The 9,917-nt window shown below is 71.3% G+C and carries 7 protein-coding genes; 4 read left to right on the top strand and 3 right to left on the bottom strand.

Going from position 1 to position 9,917, the window contains the following annotated elements:
• From ACZYZ3_RS20170 to ACZYZ3_RS20160, 3 genes are all read left to right on the top strand, one after another.
• A partial coding sequence (locus ACZYZ3_RS20170; protein WP_463965550.1) for a DUF4232 domain-containing protein occupies positions 1-493 on the top strand: 493 nt, incomplete at its 5' end.
• Positions 494-628: 135 nt separating this feature from the next.
• The gene (locus ACZYZ3_RS20165; RefSeq protein WP_463965549.1) at positions 629-5,809 is read left to right on the top strand and encodes an Lhr family helicase; all 5,181 of its coding nucleotides are present in this window, start codon (positions 629-631) and stop codon (positions 5,807-5,809) included.
• The gene (locus ACZYZ3_RS20160) at positions 5,802-6,659 is read left to right on the top strand and encodes an Fpg/Nei family DNA glycosylase (RefSeq protein WP_463965548.1); all 858 of its coding nucleotides are present in this window, start codon (positions 5,802-5,804) and stop codon (positions 6,657-6,659) included. Before ACZYZ3_RS20165 ends, ACZYZ3_RS20160 begins: the two co-directional genes overlap by 8 nt.
• Positions 6,660-6,804: 145 nt before the next feature.
• Here ACZYZ3_RS20160 and ACZYZ3_RS20155 read toward each other — a convergent pair whose 3' ends face one another.
• From ACZYZ3_RS20155 to ACZYZ3_RS20145, 3 genes are all read right to left on the bottom strand, one after another.
• Positions 6,805-6,954: a hypothetical protein gene (locus ACZYZ3_RS20155; RefSeq protein ID WP_463965547.1), complete on the bottom strand. Its 150-nt coding sequence runs from the start codon at positions 6,952-6,954 to the stop codon at positions 6,805-6,807.
• 195 nt (positions 6,955-7,149) lie between these two features.
• Entirely contained in the window at positions 7,150-7,842 is a 693-nt protein-coding gene (locus ACZYZ3_RS20150; protein ID WP_463965546.1) for an SRPBCC family protein, read from the bottom strand.
• The gene (locus ACZYZ3_RS20145) at positions 7,835-8,497 is read right to left on the bottom strand and encodes a helix-turn-helix domain-containing protein (RefSeq protein WP_463965545.1); all 663 of its coding nucleotides are present in this window, start codon (positions 8,495-8,497) and stop codon (positions 7,835-7,837) included. The genes ACZYZ3_RS20150 and ACZYZ3_RS20145 overlap by 8 nt, the downstream gene beginning before the upstream one ends.
• A gap of 252 nt (positions 8,498-8,749) precedes the next feature.
• Between ACZYZ3_RS20145 and ACZYZ3_RS20140 the strand changes: the two genes are divergently transcribed.
• A complete protein-coding gene (locus ACZYZ3_RS20140; protein WP_463965551.1) occupies positions 8,750-9,766 on the top strand; it encodes an RluA family pseudouridine synthase in 1,017 nt (338 codons plus the stop codon).
• Positions 9,767-9,917: the final 151 nt, after the last annotated feature.

Here is a 9,917-nt window from a genome sequence, read left to right as displayed (position 1 = left end):
GGCCGCCGGCCCCGGCACCGCAACTCCCGCGCCTGCCGCGCCCGCGCCTGCGGCGCCCGCGCCTGCGCCGGCCAGCCCCGCACTGTGCAAGGCAGCCGGGCTGACGGCCACGACCGATTCCCCCGGCGGCGGCGCGGCCGGCAGCGTCTACATGCAGTTGCTCCTGACGAACTCGGGCTCCGAACCCTGCCTGCTGGTCGGCTTTCCCGGCGTTTCCCTCACCGCCGGTGCCGATGGAGCCCCGATCGGCGCCGCAGCGGCCCGGGACACCACCCCCGCCACCGAGGTTCTGCTCGAACCGGGCCAGGCCGGCGCCGCCACGCTGCGCTACACGCAGGCCCGCAACCACCCGGACTGCACGGTCGTACCGGCAGCAGGCTTCCGCATCTACCCGCCCGAAGACACCGCCTCGCTGTTCCTCGCCCAGCCCAGGGACGCCTGCACCAACGCCGACATCAACCTGCTCACCATCGGCGCTGTCCAGGCCCAGTAACCTCGCTGACGTCGAGGTGGGATTTCCCGCCCATGCGCGCCCGGGTCATGGGCGCAAAGTCTCACCTCGCGGGGGTTAGACCCACCGGATTACCGCCCGCCATTTCCTGTCGGCGGGTTAAGGCATGATGGAGGAATGAAGGGGCAGCACGCCGGCGGCGCACTCGAGGCAGACGCCATGGGCCGGTTCAGCCGGCCGACCCGGGACTGGTTCCTTGGCGCCTTTGCCGAGCCCACCCCGGCCCAGAACGGCGCCTGGAACGCGATCTCCTCCGGTGCGCACGCGCTCGTGGTCGCTCCCACCGGTTCCGGCAAAACGCTCGCGGCCTTCCTCTGGGCGCTCGACAGGCTGCTCGTCTCAGCCCCCGCCGAACCCGAGGAACTGCCCGGCCTGGACACCGCGAAGGGCACCCGGCGGAAGGCGCCCAAACGCAACACCAGGGTGCTCTACATCTCACCGCTCAAGGCTCTGGGCGTCGACGTCGAACGCAATCTGCGCGCCCCGCTGATCGGCATCACCCAGACCGCCAAACGCCTGAACCTGCCCGCCCCGCTGATCACCGTCGGTGTCCGTTCCGGTGACACCCCGGCGTCGGACCGCCGCTCGCTGCTGAGCCACCCGCCGGACATCCTCATCACCACGCCCGAGTCGCTCTTCCTGATGCTCACGTCCAAGGCGCGGGAGACGCTCAGCGAGGTGGACACCATCATCGTCGATGAGGTCCACGCCGTCGCGGGCACCAAACGCGGCGCCCACCTGGCCGTGTCCCTGGAACGCCTCGACGCTTTGCTCCCGAAACCCGCCCAGCGGATCGGGCTCTCGGCCACTGTCGAGCCCAAGGAGCTGGTGGCGCAGTTCCTCGCCGGCTCCGCGCCAGTTGAAATCGTGGCCCCGCCCTCGAAGAAGACGTGGGACCTGACGGTCTCCGTCCCGGTGGAGGACATGTCCGACCTGCAGGGCGCGGCCGGCGCGTTCGACTCCGGCCCGGCGTCCGGGCTGCAGCCGCAGGCATCGATCTGGCCGCACGTAGAGGAGAAGATCGTGGACCTGGTGCTGGCCAACCAGTCCACCATTGTGTTCGCCAATTCCCGCCGGCTCGCCGAACGCCTGACCGCCCGGCTCAACGAGATCTACGCCGAGCGGCAGCTGATGGCCGCAGGCGGCGGCTGGGCCGGGTCCGGTGCCGGAGCGCCCGACTACGAGCCCGTCCCGGCGGGAGCACCCGCCGGCGGCACTCCCGCCGCGCCAGCATCCACCGCGGTACCGACCTCCACCGCGACACCGGCACACATGATGGCCCAAGCTGGCAGCACCGCCGGGGCCGACCCGGTCCTGGCCCGGGCCCACCACGGCTCGGTCTCCAAGGATCAGCGGGCCCTGATCGAGGACGACCTGAAATCCGGCCGGCTGCGTTGCGTCGTGGCCACATCCTCCCTTGAACTGGGCATCGACATGGGCGCCGTGGACCTCGTGGTGCAGGTTGAATCACCGCCGTCGGTGGCCAGCGGGCTGCAGCGGGTGGGCCGCGCCGGCCACCAGGTCGGCGAGATCTCCCAGGGCGTGCTGTTCCCCAAACACCGCGCAGACTTGGTGCACACCGCCATCACCGTGGAACGGATGCTCGCCGGCAAGATCGAGCGGCTCTACGTCCCTGCGAACCCGCTGGACATCCTGGCCCAGCAGACCGTCGCCGCCACCGCGCTGGGGTCCATCGATGTGGAGGAATGGTTCTCCACGGTGCGCCGGTCGGCGCCGTTCGCCTCCCTCCCCCGCTCCGCCTTCGAGGCCACCCTGGACCTGCTCGCTGGCCGCTACCCCTCGGACGAATTCGCCGAACTGCGGCCCCGCATCATTTGGGACCGCAATGCGGGCACCATCGAGGGCCGCCCCGGCGCCCAGCGGCTGGCAGTCACCTCCGGCGGCACCATCCCGGACCGCGGGCTCTTCGGCGTCTACATCATCGGCACCGAGACGGAGGGCACCGGTTCCTCCGGGTCCCCGGGCTCCGCCAGCGGCGACGGCCGGGCGGCCAGTCCGGCCGCCGCGGCAGCAAAGGGCGGCCGCCGGGTCGGCGAACTGGACGAGGAAATGGTCTACGAGTCCCGGGTGGGTGACGTATTCGCCCTCGGCGCCACCAGCTGGAAGATCGAGGACATCACCCACGACCGGGTCCTGGTCTCCCCCGCCTTCGGCCAGCCGGGGAAGCTCCCGTTCTGGAAGGGAGATTCCCTCGGCCGCCCGGTGGACCTCGGCCGCGCCCTGGGCGCGTTCGTGCGCGAACTGTCCGCGTCCGACGTCGGGCCGGCCACCGAACGCTGCAAGGCCAGCGGCCTGGACGATTTCGCAGCGAACAACCTGATCCAGTACCTTGCGGAGCAGAAGCTGGCCACTGAGGTGGTCCCCAGCGACACCACCCTGGTGGTGGAGCGCTTCCACGACGAACTCGGCGACTGGCGGGTGGTGTTGCACAGCCCGTTCGGCATGCCGGTGCACGCACCGTGGGCCCTCGCCGTCGGGCAGCGGCTGCACCAGCGCTACGGGATGGACGGCTCCGCGATGGCCGCCGACGATGGCATTGTGCTGCGCGTGCCCATGATGGAGGACGAGCCTCCAGGGGCCGAGCTGTTCCTCTTCGACCCCGAGGAACTCGAACAGATCGTGACGGCGGAGGTCGGCGGCAGCGCCCTCTTCGCCTCCCGTTTCCGTGAGTGCGCCGCCCGGGCCCTGCTGCTCCCCCGGCAGACCCCGGGCAAACGGCAGCCCCTGTGGCAGCAGCGGCAGCGCTCGGCCCAACTGCTGGACGTCGCGCGGAAGTACCCCACTTTCCCGATCGTCCTTGAGACCGTCCGCGAATGCCTGCAGGATGTCTACGACCTGCCGGCTCTGAAGGACATCGCCGCGTCCATCGAGCGCCGCGAACTGCGGATCCTGCAGACCACCACCCAGCAGCCCTCGCCGTTCGCCAAGTCCCTGCTCTTCGGCTACGTCGCGCAGTTCCTCTACGAGGGCGATTCCCCGCTGGCCGAGCGCCGGGCCGCCGCGCTGGCGCTGGATTCAACCCTGCTCAATGAGCTCCTCGGCCGGGTCGAGCTGCGCGAACTGCTCGACGCCAAGGTCATTGACGCCACCGAGCGGGAGCTCCAGCGGCTCGCACCGGACCGGAAGGTGCGCGGGCTGGAGGGTGTCGCGGACCTGCTTCGCCTGCTGGGCCCGCTGACCCCGGAGGACGTCGCCGCCAGGCTCGAACCGGCGGCCGGGCTTGGCCCTGCGGCTGGGCTTGGTCCGGCGGTCGGGCCCGGACCTGAGGCTGAGCCTGCCGCGGCGGCCGGGTTTGGACCTGAGGCAGGTCTTGGCCCTGAGGATGGGCTTTCCGAGGCTCCGGGAATGGAGCCGGCGGTCGTGGTCGTGGCTGCCGTCGCCGATGCCGCTGCGCATCTGGCGGCGCTCCAGCGCGCCAACCGCGCCATCAAGGTCAACATCGGCGGCGCCGAGCGCTACGCCGCGGTGGAGGACGCTGCCCGCCTGCGCGACGCCCTCGGCGTTCCGTTGCCGATGGGTGTGCCGCTGGCCTTCATCGAGCCGGTCGCTGATCCGCTGGGCGACCTTGTCTCGCGCTATGCCCGCACCCACGGGCCGTTCACGTCCGCGGAGGCCGCCGCCCGGCTGGGACTCGGCGTCGCCGTCGCCGGCACCGCGCTGAAGCGGCTCGCCGCGGACGGACGGGTGGTGGAAGGCGAGTTCCGCCCGCACGCCGCACCCCCGCATGCCCCGGCCCCGGCCTCTGCTCCCGAAGCCGGCGCCGGCGGCGACGCGGTCTCCGCCGCTGCCGGCGGGACCCACGCCACCGCGCCCACGGCCCCATCGCTGGCGGGCGTCAGTGAATGGTGCGATGCCGAAGTCCTGCGCAAGCTCCGCCGCCGCTCGCTCGCCGCGCTGCGTGCCGAGGTCGAGCCCGTGGATGCCGCCGCCTACGGCCGCTTCCTGCCGGCCTGGCAGAACGTCAGGGTCCCGGGCAAGCGCGGGCAGTCGGCGCTGCGGGGACTGGACGGGATCATCACGGCCGTCGACCAGCTGTCCGGTGTGCCCATTCCGGCCTCCGCCTGGGAACCGCTGGTCCTCGCCAGCCGGGTGTCCGACTATCAGCCTGCCATGCTCGATGAGCTGATGGCTGCCGGCGAGGTCCTCTGGTCCGGCGCCGGCGCGCTCCCGGGCAACGACGGCTGGGTCAGCCTGCACCTTGCCGATTCGGCCGAGCTGACCCTGAACCCGGCCATCGACTTCGAGCCGGGCGACGCGCAGCAGCGGCTGCTGGACCACCTGCGCAACAACGGCGGCGGCTACTTCTTCCGGCAGCTGACAGACGTTGCCGGCGGCATGGACTCGGTGCTCAGCGACCAGGACGTCGTCTCCGCGCTCTGGGACCTCGCCTGGGCTGGCCGGATCACGGGCGATACCTTCGCCCCGGTCCGGGCCATGATTGCCGGCGGGCACACCGCACACCGGCAGGTCGCCCGCGCCCCGCGGGCACGGGCCCCCCGGTTGAGCCGGCTGGGCCGCGCCCACGGCACCGGTCTGCTCGGACCCCCCGGGCTCACCGGGGGCCGGTACGGCTCCGGGAGCGGAGCGGCAGCCACTCCCCCGCCGGCCGCCGGCCGCTGGTCCGCGTTGCCCGCCCCCGAGCTCGATGCCACCATCCACGCCCGGGCCACCGCGGAACTCCTGCTCGACCGGTACGGCGTGGTCACCCGCGGGTCGGTCATGGCCGAGAACATCCTGGGCGGCTTCGGCCTGATGTACAAAGTCCTGGCCCGGCTGGAGGAGGCCGGACGGTGCCGCCGTGGCTACTTCATCGAGCATCTCGGCGCGGCACAGTTCGCCGTTCCCGCGACCGTGGACCGGCTGCGTTCCTACGCCGAGGACACCGAGCTCCACAAACCCGACCCGGTGGCCCTGGCCCTGGCCGCGACGGACCCCGCCAACCCCTACGGCGCCGCCCTTCCCTGGCCTGCCCTGAACGTCGAAGCGGGAACCGGACACCGACCGGGCAGGAAGGCCGGCGCCCTTGTGGTGCTTGTCGACGGCGCCCTGGCCCTTTATGTGGAACGCGGCGGCAAGACCCTGCTGGCCTTCAGCGAGGACACCGAGGTCCTGGCCGCGGCCGGTGCCGCCCTGGTCGGCGTCGTCACCCGGGGCGCGGTGGACAAACTCATCATGGAAAAGGTCAACGGCCACGGCATTCTCGACACGCCCATCGCCGCCGCCCTGGCCCACGCCGGCGCCTATTCCACCCCCAAGGGATTGAGGATCCGTGCCTGAGGGCGATTCGGTGTTCCGCGCGGCCGCCCAGTTGCATGCCGCACTGTCCGGCCAGCAGCTCATCTCCTCCGATTTCCGGGTACCGCGGTTCGCCACACTTAAACTGGGCGGCTGGACCGTGACCGAGGTGGTCCCGCGGGGCAAGCACCTGCTCATGCGGCTTGAGGGCCCGGCCCGGGCCGGTGGCCCGCCGGAACCTGACCGGCTGACGATCCATTCCCACCTCAAGATGGAAGGGGCCTGGCAGGTCTACCCGCCAGGCGGCCGCTGGCGGAAGCCGGGGTTCACCGCGCGCTGCGTGCTGCGCACCGCGGCGGCGGACGCCGTCGGGTTCTCGCTGGGGATCCTCGAGGTGGTCCGCACCTCCGAGGAACATTCCGTCGTGGGCCACCTGGGTCCCGATCTGCTGGGTCCGGACTGGGATCTGGCCGAGGCGGAGCGACGGATCCGCGCGGCGCCGGAGGTCCCGATCGGCGTCGCCCTGCTGGACCAGCGGAACCTCGCCGGGATTGGCAACATTTACCGCTGCGAGGCCTGCTTCCTCTCCGGCGTGCACCCGGCGGCCCCCGTTTCGGCAGTGCCTGACGTGGCGGCCATGATCACCGACGCCAAGGTGCTGCTGGAGGCCAACCTGGGCGCCGGGCGCCGGACCACGGTCCTGAACCAGCGCGGCACTGCCGTGGGCCGGACCTCCGGATTGCCCGGTTACTGGGTCTACCGGCGCGAAAACCAGCCATGCCTGAAATGCCGGACTCCGGTGCGGCGCGGCGTCCTCGCCAAGGCCACCGGCACGGAGGAGCGGGACATCTACTGGTGCCCGACCTGCCAGCCCCTGCCGGGACCGGCCTAGTTCCACTCCGCGGCGCGTGCCGCGGAGGCCTGGCGTGCGGTGTCGTAGCGTGCGGTGTCGTAGCGTGCCGCGGCGTGGCGTGGCGTGCGGCGGCGTGGCGTCCGGCGGCGTGGCGTCCGGCGTCCGGCGTCCGGCGTCCGGCGTCCTAGTATGCTGCTGCGACCGCAGGATCAGCTGCAGCCGCGGGCAGCCCGGACCCCTGCTGCTCCGGCTCGGTGAACCGCGGCAGCAGGAGCTGCACGAGCGGGCTGATGGCCAGGGCGTAGAGCGCGGTCCCGATGCCCGCGGCAGCCATCGCCTGACACGCGCCACCCCGGGCACGGGCGGCGCCTGCGACTCGGACACTGCTCCACGACGCGCAAAATTCCTGGCGCACCCTTATTCCGGTGTCGCCAGGAATTTCAGGTGTCGCACGAAATATTCTGTGTCGCCCGGCTGGCCGCTTGCTGGCTTTCTGCGCCCCGCGGCGGGGCTGGGAGGTGCGGGCGGGCTAGGCGTAGACCTTCTTGAGGAACCTGCCCCACGCCTTCGCCGTGGATTCTGATTCCCCGCCGCCGCTGAAATCGTGGACCGTCATGCCGACCGTGGCGCCGAAGGCATTGCGGCCGAAGAACCGGTACAGCGTGTCCGCGGTGCGCAGGCCGAGGAAGTTCTCGTTGGCGAAGTCCACCTCCCCCTGGAGCCGCCCGAAGCCGTCGAGCTCCAGCTCCACAATGGTGCCGGGTTCCGCGCCGTCAACACCCAGGGCCTTCGTGAGCCGCACGAAGCCGTCCGGCGCCGCCGAGGCGGGAGGGGCCTGGATGTCCGTGAACACCACCGGCCGACCGTCAAAGTACTTCAGGTACTGGCCGAGGGTGTGCAGGTAGAACTCGGTGTGCTTGCTGGCGCCGTCGTACTGCTGGTCCCAGTTCTCGGTGAAGATGCCGCTGTGGACGTAGTGCAGCCGGGCGCGGCCGCCGTCGAGCGGTTCCAGCACGTGCTCCAACTGGTTGAACCAGCCGTCCGGGCCGTCCATCCGGGACACCAGGTGGCGGGGGTAGTCCTCCACGGGCCGCACGGCCGGCCACTCGTCGGTGGGGAACATCCAGCCGGCTTCGTTCTTGGTGACCGCTTCCCAGACGCGCTCCGGGGTGGCGGGCAGTTCCGTGTCCACGACGATTTCGAAATTGCGCTGGTCAGTCATTGTCCTGCTCCTTAGCTGATGGGTTGGTGGGTAATGCCTTGGGTGTTGCCGTTTTCAGTGTTGGGTGGAGCGCGACGACGAGGCGATGCTTGCGCCCGCCGCCCGCGGTGGCGCCCTCCGCCGGTGTCCCGGGTCCGCTGCCGTGGTATTTGTCCACGAGCCGGGTCACGGCGATGCCCAGTTCCTCGGCGAAGGCGGCCCGGTCCGCGGCGGTGCGAAAGGTAATCTCGCCGTCGATAGCAAAGGTGGCGAGGTGCTGTTTGGCCACAGCGGCGCCGGTGATGAGCTGGCCCATCTCCTGGACCATGCGGCTGGCGAGGGCCAGCAGCCAGAAGGCCGAAAACCGGTCGGAGAACCGGTGCGGGTCCGGGGCCACGGAGGCGAGCGCCGCCGGGGAGATCAGGTACGAGGCGGCGCTGGCCTGCAGGATGCGCTCCGTGACGTTGCCCTTGCGGCGCTCAGCCACGAGTTCCACCAGCCCGTGACGTTCCAGGGCCTTGAGGTGGTAGTTGACCTTCTGGCGCGGCAAGCCCACCTTCGCGGCGAGCTGCGTGGCCGAGCCGGGTTCGGCGAGTTCCATCAGGATGCGGGTCCGGATGGGGTCCAGGGCGGCCTCCGCCGCGGCCGGGTCTTCGATCACCTCGATGTCCAGCATGCTTCCAGCATGGCCACCGACAGTTTTATTTGTCAAGAACTTTTTTACCGTCGGAAGGGCTGCGCGCCGGGCTCGCCGGAAGCGTGCCCGGTCGCCGAGAGCTTACGGCGAAGCCAGCACGCTTCCGGCGATCTCGCGGCGGGCGGGCGCGCGGCGGGCGCGCGACGCGGCGGGCCACCCCGAAGACGCAGCCCACCCCGCAGACAGCCCCGGACCGGCGAGGCGGGGCCGGCAAAGTAGAATGGACCGGTGATGCGATCCCCTCTGCCCGTGCGCGACGGTGTCAATGCAACCCGCCTCCGCCTCCCGGACGAGGGGCCCTGGGACACCGCGATGGACTACATGATGCACCGCTGGGGCCATATCGACCCGCAGGGCATCGAGGACCGCTTCGACGCCGGCGAGATTGTGGGCGAAGCCGGCATCCCGCTGGACCGCGCCACCCCCCTGCGGAACCACACCTTCATTTGGTACTACCGCACGCTGCCGCCGGAGGAACGGATCCCGGTGGAACTGAAGATTCTGCACCAGGACGACCACCTTCTCGTCGTGGACAAGCCGCACTTCCTGCCCACCACCCCCGGCGGCACCTACATCCAGGAGTCCGCGCTGGTGCGGCTCCGGAACCATCTGAACCTGCCGGACCTCATTCCCATGCACCGGCTGGACCGCATGACCGCCGGGATCCTGCTGCTCTCCACGAATCCGGAAACCCGGGGCAAGTACCAGGTGCTCTTCGAGAAACGCCAGGTCCAGAAGGAATACGAGTGTGTGGCCGCGGCCGAGCCCGCGCCCGGGCACCCCGCCACCGGCTTCCCCGTGGTGGTCCGGAACCGGATGACGAAGTCCCGCAGCTACCTGCTCGCCGAGGTGGTCGACGGCGAACCCAACGCCGAAACCCGGATCGAACGGGTGCAGACCTTCCCCGGCCCCGACGCAGCAACTGACGGCCCTGGCCCGGAAAATCCCGCCGGCCCCCTCTTCGGCAGCGCGGCCCACGGCGCCGCCCGGCGCCGTGCGCTGTACCGGCTTGAGCCGCACTCAGGCAAGACCCACCAGCTCCGCGTCCACATGGCGTCCCTGGGGCTGGGGATCGTCAACGATGCCTTCTACCCGGAGCTGCTGGACAAGGCGCCGGACGATTACTCGAAGCCGCTCCAGCTGCTCGCGCGCGGGATCCGGTTCGCCGACCCGATCACCGGCAAGCCGGTGGAGTACCGCAGCGGGCTGCAGCTCAGCGAAGCGCGCTCAGCGGCCGCAGGAAGCTAAGCCCCACCGGGGAACAACCCCGCCCGGGGAAGGACCTCTCCGGGGGCGGTCCCACGGACCGGCCGGCCCGCCGCCCCTCGCTGGCGCTGCTGCCCACGGCCGGCCCGGCCGCCCATGCGCCACCGCCCGTGGCCGGTGGCGCGCGGCCCGC

The sequence above is a fragment of the Pseudarthrobacter linnaei genome, from assembly GCF_055412825.1.
This window is presented reverse-complemented; position numbering and strand designations above follow the sequence as displayed.